This is a genomic window from Mesorhizobium sp. M0011, assembly GCF_040324155.1.
Lineage (GTDB): Bacteria > Pseudomonadota > Alphaproteobacteria > Rhizobiales > Rhizobiaceae > Mesorhizobium.
This window is the reverse complement of sequence record NZ_JAMYVQ010000025.1, coordinates 1-22,904: the sequence shown is the minus strand read 5'-3', so window position 1 is coordinate 22,904 and position 22,904 is coordinate 1. Positions and strand designations below refer to the sequence as shown.

Sequence of the window (22,904 nt, the reverse complement as noted above, 5' to 3'; positions counted from 1 at the left end):
AATCGCAATGCCGATAAGACATATCATATGAATAGTATGAAGAATAAGAAATCTTTCAGCATGGCGCGCACGTCGAGGGTTGCGGTGGCGGTCTCCAGCGGCTCCACCGCTCTGCATGCGACGGTCGTCGAGCAGATCGGATTGCGCATCGTGCAAGGCGATTTCCTGCCCGGCGAGGCGCTGCCCAATGCCGACGATTCCAGCGAGATGCTGGGGGTCAGCCGCACGGTGCTGCGCGAGGCGATCAAGGTTCTGGCCGGCAAGGGGCTGGTCGAATCGCGGCCGAAGACCGGCACAAGGGTGCGTCCCCGTGCCGACTGGAATTTCCTCGATCCGGACGTCCTGTCATGGCGCTACGCCGGCGGCGTCAGCGCCGATGATGTCCGGGCGCTGTTTGAGCTGCGCCGGGCCATCGAACCGATGTCGGCCGCACTTGCCGCGCAACGCGCCACGCCGGCGCAGATTGCCGAGATCAATGCCGCGCTGGCCGAAATGGAAGCGGTCGTCGACGACGGCGATCGTTTCGCCAAGCCCGACCTTTTGTTCCACCAGACCATCCTGCGCATGACCGGCAATGAGCTGATCGGCTCGCTGGCGGCACTGGTCGAAACCGCATTGGTGATGAGCTTTCGCCTCTCCAACGACAATCCGGACGGGCAGCGCCATTCTTTGCCGCTGCATCGGGAAGTGGCCGAAAAGATTGCATCCGGCGACGCGGCCGGCGCGCAAAAAGCGCTGCTGGTGCTCATCGACAATGCCGAGGAAGACGTGCGCCGCAGCGTCGAGAACCGCAACAAGCGCCGCCAGAATCGGGAACAGACATCGTGACCGAGACGAAACGCAAACTTCGGTCCGAGGCCTGGTTCGGCGGCGAAGGCAAGAACGCCTTCATGCACCGCAGCTGGATGAAGAACCAGGGCATCCCCGCCGACGCTTTCGACGGCCGCCCGGTGATCGGTATCTGCAACACCTGGTCGGAACTGACCCCATGCAATGCCCATCTGCGGGCGCTGGCCGATCACGTCAAACGCGGCGTCTATGAAGCCGGCGGCCTGCCGCTCGAATTCCCGGTGATGTCGCTGGGCGAGAGCAACATGCGTCCCACCGCCATGCTGTTTCGCAATCTGGTCAGCATGGATGTCGAAGAGTCCATCCGCGGCAATCCGATCGATGGCGTCATCCTGCTGGTCGGTTGCGACAAGACCACACCGGCGCTGCTGATGGGTGCCGCGTCGTGCAACCTGCCGACCATCGCCGTTTCCGGCGGGCCGATGCTCAACGGCAAGTTCCGCGGACAGGATATCGGCTCGGGCACCCATGTCTGGAAATTCGCCGAGGAAGTTAAGGCCGGCCGCATGCCGGTCGCCGACTTTCTCGCCGCCGAGCAGGGCCAGAGCCGATCTGCGGGCAGCTGCATGACAATGGGCACGGCCTCGACCATGGCCAGCATGGTCGAGGCGCTCGGCATCGGCATGCCGGACAACGCCGCGATCCCGGCAGTGGATTCGCGCCGTGGCGTGCTCGCCCAGATGGCCGGACGCCAGATCGTCGATCTGGTCCGCAGGGACGTGACGATCGCGCAGATCCTTACCAGGCAAGCGTTCGAGAACGCCATTCGCGTCAACGGCGCGATCGGTGGCTCGACCAATGCGGTGCTGCATCTGATCGCCATCGCCAATCGGGTCGGTGTCGATCTCAGCCTCGACGACTGGGACCGCCTTGGCCGAGACGTTCCAACCATTGTCGATTTGATGCCGTCGGGCCGGTTCCTGATGGAAGATTTCTACTACGCCGGGGGGCTAGCTGCGGTCATGGCGTCGCTTGATGAAGTGGGGCTTCTTCATCGCGACGCCATGACCGTCAGCGCCAAGACCATCGGTGAACTGATCGACGGCGCGCCCAACTACAACAGCGAGGTGATCCGGCGGCTGAGCCAGCCGCTGACCAAGGAAGGCGGCATCTCGATCCTGCGCGGCAACCTGGCGCCCGACGGCGCGGTCATCAAGCCGTCGGCGGCAACGCCCGCGCTGATGCAGCATCGCGGCAAGGCGGTGGTGTTCGAAAACATCGAGCATTACTACGCCCGCATCGACGATCCGGAGCTGGACATCGACGCCTCCTCGGTGATGGTGCTGAAGAACTGCGGGCCGCGCGGTTATCCCGGAATGGCCGAGGTCGGCAACATGCCGCTGCCGGCGAAACTGCTGAAGCAAGGCGTCTCCGACATGGTGCGCATTTCGGACGCGCGCATGAGCGGCACCGCCTACGGCACCGTGGTTCTGCATGTGGCACCCGAAGCAGCCGCAGGCGGCGCGCTGGCGCTGGTGCGCGACGGCGATCTTATCGAGCTCGATGTCGCCGGCCGCCGGCTGGAGCTGTTGGTATCGGATGAGGAGCTCGCAATCCGCCGGCGTGACTGGAAGCCGCCGGCACCGCCGGAAGGCGGCTATCAGAGCCTTTATGTCGAGCGCGTGCTGCAGGCCGACAAGGGCTGCGATTTCGACTTTCTCGTCGGCCGGCGCGATGCCGGCATTCCTCGGCATTCGCACTAGAGAGGCGCGCGATGACGGATGAAATCGGCTACGCGATCTATCCAAGCCTCAAGGGCCGCAGCGTCTTCATAACCGGCGGCGGCAGTGGCATCGGCGAAAGCCTGGTGCGCCATTTCTGCGCGCAAGGCAGCCGCGTCGCCTTCGTCGACATGGCCGAAGAACCATCCCAACGCCTGGTCGACGCGATCGCGGCCGAGGGACATGCCGCGCCGCTGTTCATTCCTTGCGACCTGCGCAACGTCGAAGAGTTGCAGGCGGCAACCGTTCAGGCGATGCGGCACAACGGCCCTATCCAGGCGCTGTGCAACAATGCCGGCAATGACGACCGCCACCAGACCAAGGACGTGACGGTTGCCTATTGGGACGACCGCATGGCGGTCAATTTGCGCCACCAGTTCTTCGCGGCCCAGGCGGTGCGTCCGCAGATGAGCGCGCTGGGCGGCGGCTCGATCATCAATTTCGGCTCCATCACCTGGATGGTCGGCGATCCGGATTGCCCAGCCTATGTCACCGCGAAAGCGGCTGTTTACGGCATGACCCGGGCGCTGGCCCGCGAACTCGGCCCCGAACGCATTCGCGTCAACTGCATGGTGCCGGGATGGGTGATGACAGAGCGCCAGATGCGGCTGTGGCTGAACCCGGCTGGCGAACGCCAGATCGCGGAGCGGCAGTGCCTGCCCGACCGGCTGCAACCCTCCGATATCGCACGCATGGCGCTGTTCCTCGCAGCCGACGACAGCCGCATGTGCACAAGCCAGCAATTCATCGTCGATGCGGGCTGGGTGTGACCCGTACGGTTTCAAAGGAAGAAGGTTAGTTCATGCGTCTTGTTCAGTTCAGAATGGCCGACGGCAGCAGACGGGTCGGCCGCGTCTCCGACGACGGCAATCACCTGCACCCGCTCGACAAGACCAGCTCCGTGCTGGAACTCGCCGAGGCGGCAATCGCCCAAGGCGCCTCCATCGCAGCGCTGGTCGAGAAGCGGACGAGCACCGCGACGATCGACTACGACCAGTTGTTGCGCGACGGCCGCGTGCTCGCTCCGGTCGACCATCCGGAACCGGCGCGCTTCGTGGTCACCGGGACCGGCCTGACCCACACCGGAAGTGCCGCCGCGCGCAACCAGATGCATGTCCTGACCCATGGCGACGGTGCCGACGAATCCGATTCCTTGAAAATCTTCCGCATGGGGCTGGAGGGCGGCAAGCCTGGCGCCGGCAAGATCGGCATCCAGCCGGAGTGGTTCTTCAAGGGTGTCGGCACCTGTGTTGTGCCGCCCGGCGCGCCGCTGCCGATGCCGGCATTCGCGAAAGCCGGTGCAGAGGAAGCCGAGATCGTGGGGCTTTATGTCAACGCGCCTGACGGCCGCCCCTATCGCATCGGCTATGCGCTCGGCAACGAATATTCCGACCACGTGACGGAGAGCGAGAACTACCTTTATCTCGCCCATTCCAAGCTTCGCTCCTGCTCGATCGGTCCGGAACTGCTGATCGGCGACCTGCCCGACGAAGTGCGCGGCCATTCGCGCATCCTGCGCGACGGCACTGTCATCTGGGAGCAGGAGTTCCTGTCGGGCGAAGCGCACATGTCGCACTCGATCGCCAATCTCGAACACTTCCATTTCCGCTACCCGATGCACCGCAGGGCGGGCGACCTGCATGCCTATTTCTTCGGCGCGGCGGTGATGAGCTACGCCTCCGGCGTCAAGACGGCTTCCGGCGACGAGTATGAAATCCAGGCACAGACATTCGGCAAGCCACTGCGCAACCGGATGGTGTCGGTGCCGGACGAGGGACTGGTCGCTGTTACCCAGCTGTGACGGCGCAGGCCCGAAAATTACGGTCCACCAGAACGACAATGGGAGATTAAAAATGGGACTGAAGAAAGCGTTTTTAAGACTAGCGACAATCGGGCTCGGCATCGGCCTGATGACATCGGCCGCACTCGCCGCGAACCTGCGGGTACTGGCCTGGGACGGCTACGCCGATGCCGACTGGGTCAAGGACTTCACCGCCGCGACCGGCATCGGCGTCGATGTCGTCTTCATCGGCAGCGACGACGAGATCTGGGCCAAGATCAAGGGCAGCGAAGGCCAGGACTTCGACGTCTTCGCCGTCAACACCGCCCAGTTGCAGCGCTACATCAAGGCCGACCTGGTGTCGCCGATCGACGTCACGAAGCTCGCCAACCAGAAAGAAGTGCTGCCGCGCTTCCGCGACCTGACGGCGGTCAGCGGCGTCACCAAGGACGGCAAGGTCTACGGCATTCCGTTCTGCTTCGACTCCATCGGCCTGATCTACGACACCGACAAGGTCAAGCCGGCGCCGACCTCGATGTCGGTTCTGTGGGACCCGGCCTACAAGGGCAAGGTGCTGGCTTATGACAATGGCGAGCACAATTTCTCGTTCACCGCACTGACGCTCGGCTACAAGGATCCGTTCAACCTCAACGAAGAGGAGATGGCGGCGGTCAAGGCCAAGCTGGTCGAACTCAAGCGCAACGTGCTGAGCTTCTACACCACCGCCGACGAGGCGCAGCAGATCTACCAGAACAATGACGTGGCCCTGATCTGGGCCAATTACGGCCAGCAGCAGGTCAAGGCGCTGCAGAAGATCGGCGCCCATGTCGCCTACGTCAATCCAAGCGAGGGCGCGCTCGCCTGGCTCGACAACTGGGTCATTTCCAAGGGTGTCCGTGACAATGCGGCAGCCGAGAAATGGATCGACTTCATGCTGAGCAAGAAGGTCGGCGGCGAGCTTTCCGAGCGCACCGGCTTCGGCAACACAGTGACGGAAACCGGCAGCGCCGGCGGCAACGACAAGCTGGTCTGGCTCAACAATGTCGAGGACCCGCTCAAGCGGTCGGACATGTGGAACGAGGTCAAGGCGACGCCCTGATTTTTCCGTACACTATCCTTCGAAGGACCCGGCGGTCCGGAGGTTCCGGACCGCCGAAGCGTATGCGAGAGTATTTCATGAACCAGAACACCGACCTCTTGACGCTGCGGTCCGTCTCGAAATCCTACGGCACGGTCCCCGTGCTGCACGACATCGACCTGTCGATCCGGGACGGTGAGTTCCTCACCGTTCTTGGACCATCCGGCTCCGGCAAGACCACGGTGCTGCGGCTGATCGGCGGGCTGGAACCGCTGACGTCGGGCGAGATCCGCCTGGATGGGCAAGACATCAGCCGCATGCCGATCAACCGGCGTCCGTTCAACACCGTGTTCCAGGACTATGCGCTGTTCCCGCACCTGACCGTTTCGGGCAATGTCGGCTACGGGCTTTCGGTTCGACATATCCAGCGCAAGGAAATCGCGCGCCGTGTCGCGGAAGCGCTGGACCTGGTCCAACTCGGCCGTTTCGCCGACCGCTTTCCCGCGCAGCTCTCCGGCGGCCAGCGCCAGCGCGTCGCGCTTGCCCGTGCGCTGATCTGCCAGCCACGCCTGATCCTGCTCGATGAGCCGCTGGCGGCGCTCGACCTCGAACTGCGCCGGCAGATGCAGGTGTTCCTGAAGTCCATCCAGCGCGAGATCAAGACCACCTTCCTGTTCGTCACCCACGACCAGGAAGAAGCCATCGGTATGGCCGACCGGATCTGTGTCATGGAGGCCGGCCATATCCGCCAGCTCGGCACGCCGCACGACCTTTACTACAGACCGAATTGCGAATTCGCCGCGCGTTTCTTCGGCGAGAACAATCTGGTGGCCGGAAAACTCGGACCGGTCCAGGGCGAGTTGCGATCGATCGAGACGACGCTCGGCCGCCTGGTTTGCTCGATCAGCGACCAGCCGCACTTGAAGGCCGCAGCGGATGGCGCCAGCGCCTATGCTGCATTCAGGCCAGAGGCCTTGCACCTTGCAGATGCAAAGGACACCGACAACCGTTTTTCCGGCACGATCTCCGATCTGGCTTTTGGTGGCTCGTCGACCGTCGCCACCATCATGGTCGGCGCCGACAATGCCGCGCAACGCTTGCGGCTACGCGTCCCGAGCCGCGTCGACGGCAGCGCGCTCAAATCCGGCGAGGCTGTATCGCTTTCTTTTGCGCCGCATGAAGGCCATCTGGTGCTGGCATGAGCGAAGCCGGATCGACACAGCATGCGGAAAGACGGCTGTCGCTGCTGGTGACAGTGCTGGCGTTTGCCTTGCCGGTGGTCTTCGTGCTGGTGCCGCTGGCGATCTTCCTCGGCTACAGCTTTTTCAGCGTCGACCAGGGCACGATCGTCTACGGCTTGTCACTGGGCAACTATGTCAGGTTCTTCACCGATCCGATCTTTCTCCCGGTGTTCTGGAACACCATCGTTCTGTGCGTCTCGGTGGCCATCATCTGCATCCTGCTTGCCTATCCCGCCGCTTATTTCCTGACGACGCTGAAAGGCCGCTGGCGCTATGCCTTGCTGATGCTGCTGCTGGTGCCGCTGCTGATGAGCTACGTCATCAAGATCTATGCGATCAGAAGCATCCTCGGCCTGAACGGCTTCCTCAACAAGGCGCTGGTGGCGCTTGGTGTCCTGCAGGAGCCGTCGACGCTTTTCGTGTTCAACATGAACGCCATCCTGCTGACGCTGACACTACTTTTGATTCCCTTCGCCATCCTGCCGATCTTCCTGTCGCTGGAGCGGATTCCGCAGGTGCTGCTGCGCGCTTCGGACGATCTGGGGGCCAGCGGCTTGCAGACCTTCCTGCGCATCACCTTGCCGCTCAGCCTGCCCGGCGTCGCCTCGGCCGCGAGCTTCGTCTTCGTGCTGGCGATCGGCGATTTCCTGACGCCGCAAATGGTCGGCGGCATCAGCGGCTTCACCTTCGGCCGCATCCTCTACAGCCAGTTCGGCACGGCCTACAACTGGCCGTTCGGCGCAGCGTTGTCGGTGGCGCTGGCAATCGTGGTGATCGCGGCAATCCTTGTCGGTGAACGCTTCGGGCGCAACCGGGGGATGTCGGTATGAGCGCCCTGCCCCGACTGTCGACGATCTTCCTGGCCGCGATCACGACACTGGTTGCGGTGCTGCTCTACAGCCCGCTGTTCGTGCCGATCGTGTCGTCGTTCTTCACCATTTCGCATGGCTCTGTCGACTGGTCGTCGCCGACGCTTGCGACCTATGTGGCACTGGCTGAAAACCACGACATATTGGCCGCTCTGCGCACGACGCTGATCGTCGGCGTCTGCACCGTCATCCTGTCGGTGGTCAGCGGAACGCTGCTGGCGCTCTATTATCATGGGCGCCGTTCCGGACGCTCGCTGCTGCAGTTCATCATCTTCCTGCCGTTCCTGATGCCGCCGATCATCAGCGGCCTGGCGCTGCTGATCTTCTTTCGCGAAATCGGCCTCGAACGCTCGCTGCTGACGGTCGTCATCGGGCATACGGTTTTCGTGCTGGCGATCGTCTACCGCACGGTGCTGATGCGGCTGCAGTCGATGAGCCGCACGCTGGTCGAAGCGTCCTACGATCTCGGTGCCACGGGCTGGCAAACGTTCTGGCGCATTATCCTGCCGAACCTGTCGAGCGCCATGGTCGGCGGCGCCATCCTGGCCTTCGCGCTGTCGTTCGACGAGACGATGATCACCATCCTGGTCACAGGTACGCAGAGCACGCTGCCGGTCAGGCTGTGGGCAATGATGCGGCTTGGCTTCTCACCTGACATCAATGCGCTGGTAGCGCTGATCCTGATGTTCACCGTGCTGCTCTGCGTGCTCGCCGCCCGCTTTCTCATCCCTAGGCAAGTTGCGACCGAACGGACTTGAGTGCCGGGCAAGAACGCAGCAATGAAGCAGCCATAGTATTGGTCCGGCATCGATGCTGACACAATCGATGCAGGACCAAACGGAATGGTGCTTACTGAAGTTTCGCCTGCAGGGCGTTGACGTCGTCGGTGGTCATTTCGCCGTCGGTGGCCACCTTGCCGTCGACGATCTTCCACAGCCGGAACGGGCCTGTGATGTCGCCATATTTATCGAAGGCGACCGGACCGATGACGCCTTCGTAGCGGATCGGCTTGCCGTCCTTGATCAGGCCGAGCGCCTTGGCGAACTCTTCCTTGCCGGCAAAGATCGGCGTGCCGGCCGGATCGACCGCCTTGTACATCGCGTCCTTGATCTTGGCCGGATCCTCGGAGCCGGCAATGGCGATGGCGAGACCAACAATCGCGCCGGCGTCATAGGAACGGTCGGCTGCCGGATTGGTCGGTTCGATGCCGGAGAATTCCTTGTAGTTCTTGGTGAAATACTCCGTCGAGGCGGTCGGGCTGGTGCCGGACGAGGTGCCGTAGGCTTCCTTCAGATAATCGGCGCCGACGGATTCGATGAAATCAGGGCTGTTCATGCCGTCATTGAGCAGGAATTTCTGCACGCCGCCCTGCGAGATCCAGGTACGGGCGACCGTTGCACCGTCGACCGGCGTGCTGACGAGATAGAGCCCGTCCGGTTCGCCCGCCATCGCCGCCGTGACTTCGGAGGCATAGCTCGACTGCTTCTCGTTGTAGGGCGTGTCGGAGACGATGGTGCCGCCGAGCGCTTTATAGGCACGCGAGAATTCGGCCACCATGTTGACGCCGAAATCGTTGTTGACGTGGATGATCGACAGCTTCTTGAAACCCTTGTCGACGGCGTATTTGGCGGCGGCGACGCCCTGCAGCGCATCCGAGGTGATGGTGCGGAAGAAGATACCGTTGGTCTTGCCGTCGCGGCCGAGCGCGGTCAGCGTCGGCGAGGACGAAGCCGGCGAGACCTGGACGATCTTGGCTGGCGCGGTGACGGAGGTCAGGATCGGGATCGACACCGAGGAGATGATGCCGCCGATGATGACCGGCACCTTCTTGACCTGAACCAGCTGGGTGGCGGCATCGACCGCGATGTTGCCCTGGCTCTGGCTGTCGCGCGTGTCGGTGACGAGATCGCAGCCGCGCACACCGCCGGCTCCGTTGATGTCGCGGAAGGCCATCTCGACCGACTTGGCGCCGGCCTGGCCATATTCGCCGGCCGGTCCGGTCAGCTCCATGACGAGGCCGACGGTGATCTTGCAATCGGCTGCCTGCGCGGCACCCACCATCGTGACGAGGGCGAGCGCGGTGGTGAGTTGGAGTATCGTCTTTGTCATTGTTGTTCCCCTTTCGTTACTCGACTGTATTTGAATTCTGGAGCCTGTTCAGCGTTCCGGCACCTGCAGCCAGGTCTCATGCAGATGTCGCCATTCGACGCCGTTGGGCGCCGATGAACTGGTGGTGAAGACGGCGCTCGACTGGCGGCGGCTGTGCTTGCCTGCGCGCAGCTGCGCTTCGACATAAAGGACGACGATGGTATCGGCGTCCTGCCAGCCGGGCCGGATGTCCTCGATCGAAATGGCAAAACCGTCGTCGCAAGAGGCGCGGCTTGAGCGGACATGGTCGACGACCGCTTCGCGATCGAGGACCTGCCCGTCCGGCGCCACCATGCTGAGGTCTTTACCCATGGCGCGTTCGAAGCGGCCGAAGTCCACCGTGTTGGCGCGCGCGGCGACGAACCAGTCGACGAAGAAGCGGTGCAGGTCGATGATTTCGGCGCTGGCGCGTGAAAACAGGGAGGGTTCGCCGCTCATTTCTTCCCCGCATTGAGGTTGTAGTGCATGATCGAACCGTGGCGTCCGTGGCGGTCGCGCTCCAGCGTGTAGACGTCGCCCTCCAGGCCCGTGCCTTGCGCGATGACGGCCGCAATCCGCGCCCGGTCCTCGGCGTCAAGCGCCACGTCCATGATTTTCGCATTGGCAATGGCGTGCGCCTGGTTGCGGGCACCGACGATGACAGCCGCCACTTGCGGCTGTTCCAGCACCCAGGCGCTGGCGATGGTGGCAATGTCGACGCCGTGGCGGTCGCCAACGGCTTTCAGTGCCTGAAGCAGGTGCTGGAACAGATCCCAGCCGCCGAAATCATCGATGATCAGCTTGTATTTGACCAGCGAGCGGTTTTCGAGCGGCGTGGCGGGTTCGGCCGCACCGAGCCATTTGTCGCTGAGGAAGCCGCCGGCAACCGAGCCGTAACAGAGGAAGCCGACGCCGTTCTGTTTTGCGAGTGCCGCCAGGCTGTTGCCCGGCCGCTGGTCGAGCACGGAATACTGCAGCTGTTGACTGACAAGCGGGATGCCGGCGGCGAGGATTTCGGTGAGCCGCGGCGTATCGAAATTGGTGGTGCCGAGATTGCGCACCTTGCCTTCCAGCCGAAGCTCGTTGAGCCAGCCCATCGCATCGACATAGCGCGGCTGGTCATAATCCCACCAATGGAACTGCACGAGATCGAGCCGCTCGGTCTTCAGCCGCCGCAGCGACTGGTCGACGATGCCCCTGATGTAGTCGCGGCTGATGCTGGCCAGCCGTTCGAGGTCGGGCACCAGCTTGGTGTGCACCTTCATCCGGGCGGCGACGTCGAGGCCGCGCTCGCTGGCCAGCCGCAGGCGCGCGGCACCGATGAGTTCCTCGACGCCGGTGTAGATGTCGGCGCAATCATAGGTCCAGATGCCGGCATCGAAAGTGGCGATCAGATCGGCCACCGCTTGGCTGCGGTCGATGGCGCCGTGGCCACCAGCCAGCTGCCAGCCGCCGCGAATGACGCGCGAGATGGTGTAGCCGGGGCCGAGTTCGAAGGTCTTGGCACTCATCTCTGGTCATCCTCCTTCGGCAGCGGCACGGCCGTCGTCTCGGCGTGGCTGAACCGTCGCTTGGCCACCCTGACAATCCGCAGCCGGCTGGCGCAATTGGGATCGGGACAAGCGATCTCGGCGTCCGAGGTCATCCAGTCGTTCCTGTCGGTAGGGCGCTGCTTGGCCGCCAGCAGCGGCAAGACGGCGGCGAGCGAATAGATCGAAAACCCCTGCCCTGCCGGCATCGACAGCATCTCGCCCTTGAGCTCGAAATAGTCACCGGCCCTGGCGCCGCAATAGATCGGCTTGCCCTCCGGGATGACCACCTCGACGCGAAGATCGAACAGCTCGAAACTGTCGTCGGCCATGTCAAGCCTCCACCAGACTGAAGGTGACATCGCAGGCGCCGTTGCGCCGGATGCCGCCGCAAGCGGCGGCGAACTGATCGCGCTCCCCGGCACGCACCTGCGCCACCACGCTGCCGGCCAGCCAGCCGATCGGGAACAGGAGCCGCGCACCCTGGCCGTAATAGAGGCCGATGTCGAAGATCGCATTGGGATTGCCGCCCCACATGCGTGGCGGCACATAGGACAGCACGATGTCGCCCGGCTGCGGGTTCAGCGTTGCGTTCTCGGCCGGCAGCGGTTTTGCATAGGCCTGGCCCTTGAGGTCGGCTGGTGGAACCGGACAGGAAATCTCCGGCCCCGTCCACATCGCGTGGATGCCCGGAACAACGCGTGGCGTGCCGAGATAGGCCAAGAGGAAGGCAGCGTTTTCCGGTGCCTTCTCGGGCAGCAACAATGCGGTGACGGAAAGCTGCGAGCGCGGCTCGGTGATCCTGATGGCGGTCATGTCTGGTCTTTCGCGGCGGCGGCCTGCAGCTTGCTGCGCAGGAAGGTGAAGGGGCGGCTGATGTCGGCGACCAGTGATTCACGCGCGGCCTGCGCATCCTGCGTGGACAGCGCCGTGACGATGCGGCGGTGATACTGGGCGGTGTCGACCTCGCCGGCTTCCGAGAAGGCGTAGATGGCGACACGAATGCAGGGGCCTGATTGCAGCCACAGGCTTTCGATCATCGGGATCAGCACGGCCGAGCCGCAGGAGCGGTAGATCTCGAAGTGAAAGCTCTGGTTGAGCGTCACTTCGCGATCGACGTCCTTCTTGTGTTTCAGCGCCCGCATCTCGTCCCATTCGCCGAGAATGGTTTCGATGGTGGCGATCTGGCGCGGACCCATGCGGGCGGCCGCCAGCGCGATCGCCTCGCCCTCGATCAGGATGCGGGCACGCAAGAGATCATCGAGGCGTTCCAATGTGATCGGCGGCACACGCACCGAACGGTTGGGCAGCGCCTCCAGCGCCTTTTCCGTGATCAGCCGGCCGAGCGCCTCGCGCACCGGCATGGTCGAAGTGATCAGCGCATCGGCCAGGCCACGGATGGTCAACACCTGGCTCGGCTCGAACAGGCCGCCGATCAAGGCACGGCGCAGTTCGGAGTAGACGCGGTCCTGCACCGTTTCGCGGCCGACCGGCGCAAGTTGGGCCGCGATCGCCTCGTTGTTCTTTTCGATGGCAGCCTTTTGCATGGAATTCCGTTCTTGGCCGGTTTTCGGCTTGCGGATGAAATTAAAGCCGAATAGCGTGATCAAAGCAAGTGTGATCACAAATCATAATCAGAAGGCGGCAACGATCGTCTTCGGCCAGAGGGTTTGATGAGCGAGGCAACCAAACGGCAAGGGGAAACCCGCGCGCCGGTTCTGACGGCAAGAAATGTCGTCAGGCGGTTCGGCGGCCTTGTCGCGGTCAACGATGTCTCGTTTGAAGTCAAAGCGGGAGAAATCCTCGGCCTGATCGGCCCCAACGGCGCCGGCAAGACGACGATGTTCGACCTGCTTGCCGGAAGCATCCTGCCGACCAGCGGTGAAATCCTTCTCAACGGTACGCCAGTCTCGGGCGAAGCCGCACATCTGCGCATCGGACGCGGTCTCGGCCGCACCTTCCAGATACCGCGCCCGCTGCCCAATCTGACGCTGATCGAAAACATCATGCTGGCGGCACAGGGTCAGGCCGGCGAAAAGCTGCTCGCCAATTTCGTGACGCCACGGCGCGTCGCCGCGCAGGAAAGAGCCGCCAGGACAAAGGCGCTCGAACTGCTGGAACTGGTCACCCTCACCCGCCTCGCACATGAGCCGGCGCGCGTGCTTTCCGGCGGCCAGCGCAAGCTCCTCGAACTCGCCCGCGTCATGATGGCCGACCCGGCGATCATCCTGCTCGACGAACCGGCCGCCGGAGTCAACGCGACGCTGCTCGAAGTCATCATCGAACGCATCCGCGACATCAATGCGCGCGGCATCACCTTCCTGCTAATCGAGCACAATATCGACATGGTGACGCGGCTTTGCCATCGCGTCCTCGTCATGGCGAGCGGCCAGCTGCTCAGCGAAGGCACGGCAGAGGAAGTCGCCCGCGACCCACGTGTCATCGAGGCCTATCTCGGAGGCGCGGCATGAGCGAGATCGTCCTCGATGTCCGCGACCTCGAGGCCGGCTACGAGCCCGGCGTGCCGATCGTGCGCGGCGCCTCGATCATCGTCGCCAAGGGTGAGATCGTCGTCGTGCTGGGCCCCAACGGCGCCGGCAAGTCGAGCTTCATCAAGGCAATCGCCGGCCTCGTCCCGATCACCGGCGGCACGGTGTTTCTGGACGGCAAGGACATCACGGCCGCGCCTGCCCACACCATGGTTCGGCTCGGGCTTGCCTTCGTGCCGCAGACCGAAAACATCTTTCCGCTGATGTCGGTCGAGGACAATCTCAAAGTCGCCTGCGGCATCCTCGAACGGCGCGAGATCCCTGGCCGCATTGAGGAGATGTATTCGGCCTTCCCCGATCTCGTGCGCCAGCGTCGCACCGCCGCCGGCAATTTGTCGGGCGGGCAGCGGCAGATGCTGGCCGTCGCGCGCGCGCTGATCGTCCACCCCAAAGTGCTGGTTCTGGACGAGCCGTCGGCCGGCCTGTCGCCGAAATTCGTCTCGATGGTGTTCGAGATGCTGGCCGGCATCCGCAAGTCCGGCGTCACCATCCTTTTGGTCGAGCAGAATGCCAAGGCGGCACTCGCCATCGGCGACCGCGCCTATGTGCTGGTCGAAGGCAAGGACCGGCACGAGGGCATCGCCTCCGAACTATGGAACGATCCGGTGGTCGCCGAACTCTATCTTGGCCAGCGCCCCCGTAAGGCCGACACGGGAGGTGCGGCATGAGCCTGCAATTTGTCGTCGACGGATTGCTGACGGGTTCGATGATCGGCCTCGGCGCCATCGGCGTGACGCTCACCTATTCGATCCTGCGCTTCTCGAACTTCGCCCATGGCGACTTCATGGCCTGGGGCACCTATGCGACGCTGGCCGTCGTCAGCGCCATCGGCGCGACATTCGGCAAGGTGGCGCCGATCACACCGCTGTCCTTCGGCTGGCCGCTCATTGTTGCGCTTGTCGTCGGCATGGCCTTCACCGCCCTGTTGGCGCTGCTGCTCGACAAGGTGCTGTTCGCGCGGCTGCGTTCACAAGGCCAGGCAATCATCGTGGTGATGGCGAGCTTCGGCGCCTCGATGGCGCTGAGAAGCCTGCTTGAATTCACCTTCAGCTCGCGGCCGACCTATTTCAGCCGGGCGATCCAGATCGCCATGCCGGTCGGCTTCGGCATCCGCATCACGCCCGACCAGATCGCCTTGCTGCTGCTGACCGCGGTGCTGGTGCTCGGCGTGCATCTGTTGATGACACGCACGCAGACCGGCCGCTCGATGCAGGCCCTGAGCCAGAACGCGGCACTGGCCCGCATCGTCGGCATCGATGTCGCCAGCGTGGTGCGCGTCACCTGGGTCATCGGCGGGGCGCTGGCCTGCGTGGCCGGCGTGATGATCGGCATCCTGGTGCAGATCCGCCCGTTCATGGGTTTCGACATGCTGCTGCCGATGTTCGCTGCCGCCATTCTCGGCGGCATCGGCAGCATTCCTGGCGCGGTGCTCGGTGGCTTGATCATCGGGTTCGCCGAAGCCGGTGCAGTACAGCTGATCGGAGCCGAGTGGCGCGCCGCCGTCTCCTTCATCATCCTGATGGCGGTGCTGTTCGTGCGGCCTATCGGCCTGTTTGGTGTGAGGGAACGCTGATGGACCTGCTCGGCTACGGCGCCTTCTTCCTGACCACCGCGCTGATCTTTTCGCTGGTCACGCTGGGGCTCAATCTGCAATGGGGGCTGACCGGCCTGTTCAATGTCGGCCTCGCCGGCTTCGTCGGATCGGCGCCTATACATCGGCGCTGCTGACCACACCGGACGATGCCGCGCGGCTCGGCGGCTTCGGTCTGCCGATCCTTGTCGGCTGGCTCGGCGCCATGGTCGTGGGCGGCATAGCCGCGGCCCTTACCGGCATGGCGACGCTGCGGCTGCGATCCGACTATCTGGCTATCACAACGTTCGGCGTCGCCGTCGTCGTACAACTGGTCGCGCTCAACGCGCAGAAGCTGACCGGCGGACCGTTCGGCATCGGCTTCATCCCGCGCCCCTTCGGCAGCCTCGCCGAAACGCCGCTGCTATTCAATCTGTCCAATCTTGCCGTCGTCTCGGCCGTCACACTGATTGCCTATCTCGCCTTGGAGCACCTGTCGCGCAGCCCTTGGGGACGCGTGCTGAAGGCGCTGCGCGAGGACGAGCGGGCCGCGATTTCACTCGGCAAGAGCGCGCGTTTCTACCGCGTCCAGGCCTTTGCCGTCGGCGGCGCGATCATGGGGCTGGCCGGCGCGCTGCAGGCGCATTTCACCGGCTTCATCGCGCCGGACAATTATTTGCCGATCCTGACCTTCCAGGTCTGGGTGATGCTGATCGTCGGCGGCTCGGGCAGCAATCTCGGCGCCGTCATCGGCAGCATCCTGGTCTGGGCGATATGGGCCGGATCGGGCACACTGACCAGCATCCTGTTCCCGCCGGAACAGCAGGCGCGCGCCGCCGCGCTGCAGATCGCCGCCATCGGCGTCATGCTCTGCGTCATCCTGCTGATCCGGCCGAACGGCCTTTTCGGCGACAGGCCGCGACGGTCCCGCTTCAGCAGGCGGGCAAAGATCGCTGCGGGCAAGAGCAGTTCCAGCCCATGAATGCCGTGATCCGGCAGGAGGCACGAGGCGCGTCGCTGTGGCATGCCGTCAGCCGCAACCGCCGCAATCGGCCGGCGCTGCAGAGCGGGCTCGATGTCGACCTGGCCATCGTCGGCGGCGGCTTTTCCGGCATTTCAACCGCGCTGCACGCCGCGGGGAAAGGACTTTCCGTCGCCGTTCTCGAAGCCGAATTCATCGCCTGGGGCGCGACCGGCAGGAATGCCGGCTTCGTCGTGCCGAACTTCGCCAAGATGGACCCGGCCGACATACTGGCCCACCTCGGACCTTCGCGCGGCGAAAGGCTGATCGATTTCGCCGCCGGCAGTGCCGATCTGGTGTTCCGCCTGATCCGGCAGCACGGCATCGACTGCGACGCGGTGCAGAGCGGATGGATCCAGCCGGCGCATTCGCTTGCCGCCTTCGAGAAGGTCAAGTCACGTGCCGGGCAATGGGCGCAACGTGGCCGGCCGGCAGTCACATTGGATCGGCAGGATGTCGAGGCGCTGACGGGCCTGCCAGGCTATGCCGGCGGCTGGATGGATCGTTCTGGCGGCGTGCTCAATCCGGTTGAGTACGCGCGCGGGCTCGCCGATGCGGCGGAGAAAGCCGGCGCGAATATCTTCGAGCTGACGCGCGTCACCTCGGTTGATCGCATAGCCGATGGCTGGGTGCTGAAAACGCCGGCGGGATCGGTACGCGCCGCAAAGGTGTTGATCGCCACCAACGCCTATGGCTGGTCCCTCAATCCGTCATTGCAGCGAACCTATTTCCCGCTCAAGGTTTTCCAGATCGCCACGGCGCCGCTGCCGCCCGAAATCCGCGCGCGCCTCTTGCCCGGTGGGCAAGGTGTCGGCGACACCAGGCGCAATCTCTTCACCTTCCGCTTCGACGCCGACAACCGGCTGATCAGCGGCGGCATGCACATCCTTGGCACCGGTGCCGACACGCGCGTACCGCAGACGATCTGGCGAAGGCTTGGCCGACATCTCAATCTGCCCGACCTGCCGCCACTCGCCTATAGCTGGTCGGGAATGGCCGCGGTCGAACCGGATTTCCTGCCGCACCTAATCGACCTCGGCCCAGGCCTGATCGCCGGGCGCGCCTGCAACGGCCGCGGCATCGCCATGACCACGGCGATGGGCAAGGTTCTGGCGGACTGGGCCTCTGGAACCGAGGCCCGCGACCTGTCGCTGCCCTTTGCGCCGCCGGCGCCAATCCCGTTCCATGCCTTGCTGCGGCACGCGCCCAACATGCTGCTCGGCTGGAGCATGCTGCGCGATCGGCTGGACAGGACGAGCTAGGCCGACAGTAGCTTGGCAGCGTCAAGGTTTGCCGACAGCACGGCGGCCGCCATCGCGATGTCCTCTTCTATGAAGACCCGCACAGTGGGGCCGCTGCGTTGCTCCAGTGCGGCGACGATCTTGCGATGCGCGTCGTTGGAGTGCGGGATGTAGCGATCGGCCTGCATCAGCAGCTTGAGATAGGGTCCAACCCGCCCCCAGAGGTCGCGGATCATGTTCAACAGGATCGGCGCGCCGGCCTGCTGGTAGATGGCAAAGTGGAACGCTTCGTTCAGCGTCAGATAGGCCCGAGCGTCACCGGCCTCGATGGCACGCTGCATGCCGGCGAGCGTGGCCTGGATGTCAGCGAGCGCGCTCTCCGTCATCCTGGTCGCTGCCATCTCGCCCGCCAGTCCCTCGACGGCGATGCGGATGCGCGTCAGCTCCTCGAAGGCAGGCGCGGACAGCAACGGCACGATGACCGAGCGGTTGTTCTGCATCTCGAGCAGCCGCTCGGCGACAAGCCTCTGCAGCGCCTCGCGGATCGGTGTCGTCGAGATGCCGAAGGTCTCGGCGAGCTTGCGGATGACCAGCGTCTGCCCGGGGCTGAAGCCACCGGAAATCAATTCCTGCTTGAGCGAGCCATAGGCGCGGTCATTCAGGGTTTGATGTTCGAGCTTCAGCATGCGCGGCCCGCCCCGATCACCAGTTCGACAGGGCGCGATCGAGCGTCTCGGCCAGTTGCTCGGCATTGTCCCTGGCAAAGGGCAGTGGTGGCCTGATCTTCAGCACATTGCCGCGCGGGCCGCAGGACGAGATCAGCACGCCGTCCTCGCGCATGGTTTCGACGACCGCCGATGTCTTGGTGGCGGCCAGCGCCTCGTCACCGTCCGCCGTCAGCTCGACGCCGAAATAGAGGCCGTTGTGCCTGATATCGGCGACCGCGCCATGCCGGCTATGCAGGGCGCGCAGCAGTTCACTCGTATAGGCGCCGACGTTGCGTGCATTCTCGATCAAACCTTCGCCCTCGATCACCTCAAGCACGGCGAGGCCGACGGCGGCCGCGACGGGATTACCGCCGAAAGTGTTGAAATAACCGGTGTTCGAGCCGAACGAGGCGACAAGCTGCGGCCGCACCAGCACCGCACCCATCGGATGCCCGTCGCCGATCGGCTTGCCCATCGTGACGATGTCCGGCTCGATGCCATAATTGGCGAAGCCCCACATGCCCTGGCCGAGCCGGCCGAAGCCAGACTGGACCTCATCGGCAATGACGATGCCGCCGGCCTTTTTTACATTGTCGGCCGCCTCGCGCATTACCGCCGCATCCGGAAAGAAGATGCCGTCGCTGGAAAAGGCCGAGTCGAGGAGCAGCGCCGCCGGCCGGACATTTCTTGCGCCCATGTCCTCAATGGCTGCTGCGACATTTTTCGCAAAATCATTCGCGGCCCGGCCATGGTCGCGGAACGTGTCCGGCGCTGTCACGGTGCGGTGCTGCGCGGGCACGCCCTTTGCCCCGACCGCCGCCGGCGACAGCTGCGCCGTTGCGATCGTGGCGCCGTGATAGGCGAAGTCGGTGATGATCACCCCGGTGCCGCCGCTGGAATGCTGGGCGATGCGGATGGCGAGGTCGTTGGCCTCGCTGCCGGTACAGGTGAACATGGCGTGACCGAGATGGGCCGGGACGGTGCCGAGGAGTTTTTCCGCGTAATCGAGGATGATTTCGCTGAGATAGCGTGTGTGGGTGTTGAGCGTGGCGGCCTGCCCCGACAGCGCCTCGACGACACGCGGATGGCAGTGGCCGACCGAGGCGACGTTGTTGTAGGCGTCGAGGAACTTGCGGCCCTGCGCATCGTAGAGCCACACACCGCTGCCGCGCACAAGATGGATGGGATTGCGGTAGAAGGCGCGGTAGGTCGGCCCAAGCAGCCTGGCGCGGCGTTCGAGCAGCGCGCGCTCCGATGCAGCCGCGTCGGCATTTGAAGGATATGGCGAGGACTGGGACACGAGCATCTACTCCGGATTGGAATGGTCGAGAAAATAGCGGCGGGCATCGGTGGACGACAGACCATCAAGCTTTTCAAGCGAAGCCCAGACCTCGGTGGCGAGGCGCAGCACGTAGTCGCGTTTGGCCGGGAATCGCTCGGCCTGCCAACTGGCGATGTTGACGATGAGCGCAAGGCGGGCACGGATCAGATTGAAGAGAATGCTGATCTCTTCCTCCTCGAGCGGCTGCACGGACTGATAGCCGGCGACAAAGCGCGCGGCCGGCGCCAGCGGATGGCCTTGTGCCGGCCAGCGATAGACGGCGCCGATGGCGAGGTCGCAGATCAGCGGCGAATGGATCATGTCGCCGAAATCGAGGATGCCGCTGACGATCTCCGGCCGCGAGGCGTCCATCACCACATTGTAGGAGTTCATGTCGTTGTGGACGATCTGGGCGCGCAGTTTCGGGATGACCGGCGCCGCGTGCTGCTCGAAGGAGTCGATCGCACGCTCGACCATCGCCCGCCGGCCGGGATCGGTGATATGCGTCATCATCGGCCGCGTCTCGGCCACCTTGCGGATATCCCAAAGCAGGTCACTGCCGGCGGCCGGATGGAAGAAGCCGCGCAACCCCCGGCCAAGGCGGGCGAGGAAGACGCCGAGATTGCGATCTTGCGCCTCTGAAGTCGGCGAGCGCGACAGCAGCTGACCGGGCAGATAAGTCACCAGCCGGACGATGCGCGGTGCCGATCCACCAACACTGGCCGTAAATTGCGCTTCGCCCTCAAGGCTTTTGCGCACCGAGGGAACCGGCAAGGTGGGGTCGACTGCAAGGATGTGGTCGAGCGCCTTGTTCTGAAAATCGGTGAAGCCGGCCTCTTCCGCCGGATGGGAGATCTTTAGAACGAACTCACGCTCGCCGTCGGCCTGGATGTGGAAATTGTGGTCGCGTTCGCTAGGCAGCGGACGCGCGGTGCCGGTCAGCCCGTAGTGCCGGCGCAGGATGGCAAGCGCGTCGGTCGTCGAGACATGGGGCGCGTCCTCGGCGAGCGTTTCGCCGAAAGCATCGGGGACGGCTGCATTCATGGCTTGGCCTCGATAGGTTCGAGGCCGCACCAGTCGGCGATGAACAGCGCGATCGTCTGGGTGACCTTGCGCACCGAGTCGAGATCGACGGCCTCGTCATAGCCATGCGGCATGCGGCAGATCGGGCCGTAGACGATCGCCGGCGTGTCAGCATAGAGGCCGAAGAAGCGCGCATCAGTGGTCGCCGAGGTGACGTGCTCCGTCAGCGGCTCGCCCCACACGGCGGTGTGGCTGCGGCGCAGCACGGCTTCCATCTCGTCGGCGCCTTCCAGCACATAGCCCTCGGCCATGAAGCCGTTGTAGGTCATCATCGGTGGGCGATTGGCCAGGAACGGATCGGCACGCGCCGCTTCGGCGATACAGGCCTCAAGCTCGGCCCTGGCGTCCTCGAGCTTCTGGCCGGGATAGGTAGCGACCCGCATCTCGAAGACACATCGCGCCGGAACGCTCGATGTCCATTCGCCGCCTTCGATCTTGCCGAGATTGAAGCGGATCGGGTGCGGGTGATCGTGAAAATGCCTGTCGTCGACCTTGCGCGCGTTCCAGACGATTTCGAGCTGCTTCAGCGCCTGGATGATGACGAACGCCTTTTCGATGGCATTGGCCCCGGCCGAGAATGCACCCGACGCATGCTGCGGATCGCCGTCGACCTCGACCCGGAACCAGATCGGCCCGACCTGCGCCCGCATCAGTCTCGGCTCCAGCGGTTCGGGAATGAAAGCGGCGTCGGCGCGGTAGCCACGCTGCAGGCAGGCGAGCGCGCCATTGCCGGTGCATTCTTCCTCGACCACCGACTGGAGATACACGTTCGCGGCAGGCTGATAGCCAAGGCTGCGCAATGCGGCCAGCGCATAGAGGCAGGCGGACAGGCCGGCCTTCATGTCGCCGGCGCCGCGGCCATGCATCCAGCCGTCCTGGACCACCGGATCGTAGGGATCGCGCACCCAGCGGTCGAGCGGTCCGGTCGGCACGACATCGATATGGCCGTTGAGGATCAGCGAGCGGCCGGTCGCGTTTCGCGGCGTATGCGTGGCAACGACATTGAAGGCGTCGTCATAAGAAACTGCCACGGGTGAAAAACCCGGCAGGTCGCGAATCGCATCGACATCGACGCGCCACATGTCGACGGCATAGCCGTCAGCCTCAAAGGCAGCCGCCATGAACGATTGTGCGGCATGTTCCTCACCACGCTGCGAAGGAAAATGCACGAGGTCTTGCAGAAACGCTACCTGCCGCGCGAAGCCGCCATCGACCGCGCTGAGAATGGCCTCGTCCGCAATCCGCTCAGGCATTATGTTTCACTTTCATCTGAATGGTGTATCATATCTCATATGCCATTTCTGTGAAATGCAAGAGGCATACGCGCCAAACTTTCAGTCCAGGACTTGCCGTTCAATGCTGCCATGGTCTGGGGAGTTGGCATCGGATGCAGCAAGCCGATACTGCTATCTCTGGAAGACATGACGAGGAATGCGTTGATCACCGAAGACACGATGCCGGCCGAAATCACCGATCTCGCCATTGGCTACCATCGCCTGCCGGCGGGCAAGCTTGCCAATGCGGTGACGTGGATGGAGGCGCGCTCGCCGCAGCCCGATCTCGCGCACCCCTTGGCCATGACACGGATCACGCCCCCCGACTGCGCTTCCTACCGGGCGATTTTCCTAGAGATCGGCGCGCCCTGGCTTTGGGACCGTGTTTCCGAAATGTCCGATGCCGAAATCACCGAGCATTTCGCCGACCCGCGCCAGCATCTCTACTACGGCCATGACGAGACCGGCGCGCATCTCGGTATGGTCGAATTCTTCGTCGCCGACAGCAGCGAGATCGAGATCACCTATTTTGGCCTGTTCCCGTCCCTGACCGGCAGGGGTTTCGGCAAACGGCTGATGGCCGGGGCACTGGACCTCGCATGGCGTTTCAACCCGAGCCGCATCTGGCTGCATACAAGCAGCTTCGATCATCACAGTGTCATCGGGTTCTACAGTGCCTGCGGGTTCGTCCCCTTCGCGACCGGATTTGAGATCATCGACGATCCCCGGATCAAGGGAACCTTGCCGCGCGATGCCGCACCGCAGATTCCGCTGATCGAAACGGAGTGGAGCAATGGCAAGGGAGCCGCGCTTTCCCGGAAAAGCGGCAGGTTGCACGGACCTAGAGCGTTTCATATTTTGACGGAAGCGTAGCCTGCGTTTTCGAAGTAGTTCTTGCATTCGGCTGCCTCGATGGTTTCGACGAGGTGGCCGATGTGGCGCCA

23 protein-coding genes and 1 pseudogene are annotated in these 22,904 nt (G+C 63.9%); 14 read left to right on the top strand and 10 right to left on the bottom strand.

The features are described 5' to 3' along the window. Positions 1–60 precede the first annotated feature (60 nt). The 8 genes from NKK51_RS23910 (at position 61) to NKK51_RS23875 (ending at position 8,296) form a co-directional block, all read left to right on the top strand. Entirely contained in the window at positions 61–828 is a 768-nt protein-coding gene (locus NKK51_RS23910) for a FadR/GntR family transcriptional regulator (protein WP_352554785.1), read from the top strand. Further along, a complete protein-coding gene (locus tag NKK51_RS23905) occupies positions 825–2,552 on the top strand; it encodes an IlvD/Edd family dehydratase (RefSeq protein ID WP_352554784.1) in 1,728 nt (575 codons plus the stop codon). Before NKK51_RS23910 ends, NKK51_RS23905 begins: the two co-directional genes overlap by 4 nt. 11 nt (positions 2,553–2,563) lie before the next feature. Then, the gene (locus tag NKK51_RS23900) at positions 2,564–3,340 is read left to right on the top strand and encodes an SDR family NAD(P)-dependent oxidoreductase (protein ID WP_027036135.1); all 777 of its coding nucleotides are present in this window, start codon (positions 2,564–2,566) and stop codon (positions 3,338–3,340) included. 32 nt (positions 3,341–3,372) lie between these two features. After that, the gene (araD1, locus tag NKK51_RS23895; protein ID WP_352554783.1) at positions 3,373–4,371 is read left to right on the top strand and encodes an AraD1 family protein; all 999 of its coding nucleotides are present in this window, start codon (positions 3,373–3,375) and stop codon (positions 4,369–4,371) included. 52 nt (positions 4,372–4,423) lie between these two features. After that, positions 4,424–5,449: an ABC transporter substrate-binding protein gene (locus NKK51_RS23890; RefSeq protein WP_352554782.1), complete on the top strand. Its 1,026-nt coding sequence runs from the start codon at positions 4,424–4,426 to the stop codon at positions 5,447–5,449. A gap of 77 nt (positions 5,450–5,526) precedes the next feature. Further along, the gene (locus NKK51_RS23885; RefSeq protein WP_352554781.1) at positions 5,527–6,630 is read left to right on the top strand and encodes an ABC transporter ATP-binding protein; all 1,104 of its coding nucleotides are present in this window, start codon (positions 5,527–5,529) and stop codon (positions 6,628–6,630) included. Then, positions 6,627–7,499: an ABC transporter permease gene (locus NKK51_RS23880; RefSeq protein ID WP_352554780.1), complete on the top strand. Its 873-nt coding sequence runs from the start codon at positions 6,627–6,629 to the stop codon at positions 7,497–7,499. The genes NKK51_RS23885 and NKK51_RS23880 overlap by 4 nt, the downstream gene beginning before the upstream one ends. Continuing rightward, positions 7,496–8,296: an ABC transporter permease gene (locus tag NKK51_RS23875; protein WP_063171580.1), complete on the top strand. Its 801-nt coding sequence runs from the start codon at positions 7,496–7,498 to the stop codon at positions 8,294–8,296. Before NKK51_RS23880 ends, NKK51_RS23875 begins: the two co-directional genes overlap by 4 nt. A gap of 91 nt (positions 8,297–8,387) precedes the next feature. Here NKK51_RS23875 and NKK51_RS23870 read toward each other — a convergent pair whose 3' ends face one another. Genes NKK51_RS23870 through NKK51_RS23845 form a run of 6 tightly spaced genes read right to left on the bottom strand, consistent with a single transcriptional unit; the run spans position 8,388 to position 12,741 of the window. Beyond that, a complete protein-coding gene (locus NKK51_RS23870; protein WP_352554779.1) occupies positions 8,388–9,647 on the bottom strand; it encodes an ABC transporter substrate-binding protein in 1,260 nt (419 codons plus the stop codon). Positions 9,648–9,695: 48 nt separating this feature from the next. Continuing rightward, a complete protein-coding gene (locus NKK51_RS23865) occupies positions 9,696–10,124 on the bottom strand; it encodes a DUF4440 domain-containing protein (protein WP_023808818.1) in 429 nt (142 codons plus the stop codon). Beyond that, entirely contained in the window at positions 10,121–11,176 is a 1,056-nt protein-coding gene (locus NKK51_RS23860) for an aldo/keto reductase (protein ID WP_352554778.1), read from the bottom strand. Before NKK51_RS23860 ends, NKK51_RS23865 begins: the two co-directional genes overlap by 4 nt. Continuing rightward, positions 11,173–11,526, bottom strand: coding sequence for a TIGR04076 family protein (locus NKK51_RS23855; protein WP_352554777.1), 354 nt, complete (start codon positions 11,524–11,526; stop codon positions 11,173–11,175). Before NKK51_RS23855 ends, NKK51_RS23860 begins: the two co-directional genes overlap by 4 nt. 1 nt (position 11,527) lies before the next feature. Then, positions 11,528–12,010 carry a DUF3830 family protein gene (locus NKK51_RS23850; protein WP_352554776.1) on the bottom strand — a complete coding sequence of 161 codons (483 nt, stop codon included), beginning with the start codon at positions 12,008–12,010 and terminating at the stop codon, positions 11,528–11,530. Next, positions 12,007–12,741, bottom strand: a complete 735-nt coding sequence (locus tag NKK51_RS23845) for a GntR family transcriptional regulator (protein WP_352554775.1) — start codon at positions 12,739–12,741, stop codon at positions 12,007–12,009. The genes NKK51_RS23850 and NKK51_RS23845 overlap by 4 nt, the downstream gene beginning before the upstream one ends. Before the next feature lie 126 nt (positions 12,742–12,867). Between NKK51_RS23845 and NKK51_RS23840 the strand changes: the two genes are divergently transcribed. From NKK51_RS23840 to NKK51_RS23820, 5 genes and pseudogenes are all read left to right on the top strand, one after another. Then, the gene (locus NKK51_RS23840; RefSeq protein WP_352554774.1) at positions 12,868–13,665 is read left to right on the top strand and encodes an ABC transporter ATP-binding protein; all 798 of its coding nucleotides are present in this window, start codon (positions 12,868–12,870) and stop codon (positions 13,663–13,665) included. Continuing rightward, positions 13,662–14,411, top strand: a complete 750-nt coding sequence (locus tag NKK51_RS23835; RefSeq protein ID WP_128302371.1) for a branched-chain amino acid ABC transporter ATP-binding protein — start codon at positions 13,662–13,664, stop codon at positions 14,409–14,411. The genes NKK51_RS23840 and NKK51_RS23835 overlap by 4 nt, the downstream gene beginning before the upstream one ends. After that, positions 14,408–15,316, top strand: a complete 909-nt coding sequence (locus NKK51_RS23830) for a branched-chain amino acid ABC transporter permease (RefSeq protein ID WP_352554773.1) — start codon at positions 14,408–14,410, stop codon at positions 15,314–15,316. The genes NKK51_RS23835 and NKK51_RS23830 overlap by 4 nt, the downstream gene beginning before the upstream one ends. Then, positions 15,313–16,295, top strand: a pseudogene (locus tag NKK51_RS23825) (branched-chain amino acid ABC transporter permease). The gene NKK51_RS23830 and the pseudogene NKK51_RS23825 overlap by 4 nt, the downstream one beginning before the upstream one ends. Further along, the gene (locus tag NKK51_RS23820) at positions 16,292–17,596 is read left to right on the top strand and encodes an NAD(P)/FAD-dependent oxidoreductase (RefSeq protein WP_352554772.1); all 1,305 of its coding nucleotides are present in this window, start codon (positions 16,292–16,294) and stop codon (positions 17,594–17,596) included. The pseudogene NKK51_RS23825 and the gene NKK51_RS23820 overlap by 4 nt, the downstream one beginning before the upstream one ends. Here the strand turns inward: NKK51_RS23820 and NKK51_RS23815 are convergent. From NKK51_RS23815 to NKK51_RS23800, 4 genes are read right to left on the bottom strand one after another with little or no spacing between them, the layout of a single operon-like run. Then, entirely contained in the window at positions 17,593–18,261 is a 669-nt protein-coding gene (locus tag NKK51_RS23815) for a GntR family transcriptional regulator (RefSeq protein WP_352554771.1), read from the bottom strand. The two genes, NKK51_RS23820 and NKK51_RS23815, sit on opposite strands and share 4 nt — an antisense overlap. Before the next feature lie 16 nt (positions 18,262–18,277). After that, on the bottom strand, positions 18,278–19,588 hold the full coding sequence (locus NKK51_RS23810) for an aspartate aminotransferase family protein (protein WP_352554770.1): 1,311 nt from the start codon (positions 19,586–19,588) through the stop codon (positions 18,278–18,280). After that, entirely contained in the window at positions 19,589–20,647 is a 1,059-nt protein-coding gene (locus NKK51_RS23805) for a phosphotransferase (RefSeq protein WP_352554769.1), read from the bottom strand. After that, a complete protein-coding gene (locus tag NKK51_RS23800) occupies positions 20,644–21,939 on the bottom strand; it encodes an ArgE/DapE family deacylase (protein ID WP_352554768.1) in 1,296 nt (431 codons plus the stop codon). The genes NKK51_RS23805 and NKK51_RS23800 overlap by 4 nt, the downstream gene beginning before the upstream one ends. Before the next feature lie 168 nt (positions 21,940–22,107). Here NKK51_RS23800 and NKK51_RS23795 point away from each other — a divergent pair, with 168 nt between their 5' ends. Continuing rightward, on the top strand, positions 22,108–22,833 hold the full coding sequence (locus NKK51_RS23795; protein WP_352554767.1) for a GNAT family N-acetyltransferase: 726 nt from the start codon (positions 22,108–22,110) through the stop codon (positions 22,831–22,833). Positions 22,834–22,904 lie beyond the last annotated feature (71 nt).